Genomic DNA, 475 nt, shown 5'->3' with positions numbered 1-475 from the left:
GGGCGCGCGATCCAGCGCGCCCGCCGTCTTTTTCAGCCCGCGCCGCCTTCGCGCGGCTCGCGCCATCGACATGGGCCCCCGCCAGGCAGGCCCATTCGAGATCACCAGCCGGCTTCGCGGCGCACCTTGCCGAAATGACGCGACAGGTAGATGCCGAGCAGCAGCGCGCCCAGCGCCATCGCCGCGCAGTCGGGATTCAGGCCGAGGCTGATCGGAAAGCGCTCGAAGCGCAACAGGCCGACCGCGAGATTGAAGGCGCCCCACAGGAAATTGACCAGCGGCGAGGACAGGCCGACGCCGCGCGGGGTCGCGAACGGCGTGGGGAACGGCCGCCCCTGCAGGCCCGCCACCAGGTGCGGGATGCAGTTGCAGAGGAAGGCGCCGGCCAGGAAGGAAGTCAGCAGATGCATGGTGGAATCCATGAAACGGGAACGACGAGGGTTGGGAAAGGCAAGCCGATCGATTCGGATGCCTG

At 68.6% G+C, this 475-nt stretch carries 1 protein-coding gene; it reads right to left on the bottom strand.

Annotated elements, in window-relative coordinates; translation table 11 throughout:
- Nucleotides 1–101 precede the first annotated feature (101 nt).
- On the bottom strand, nt 102–475 hold a 374-nt coding region (locus FQ705_RS32560; protein ID WP_313955693.1), incomplete at its 5' end, for a hypothetical protein.

Source organism: Paraburkholderia sp. BCC1884 (assembly GCF_900996225.1).
Lineage (GTDB): Bacteria > Pseudomonadota > Gammaproteobacteria > Burkholderiales > Burkholderiaceae > Paraburkholderia.
Note: the sequence above shows the minus strand (reverse complement) of the source record. Positions and strands in the feature narration are given on the sequence as shown.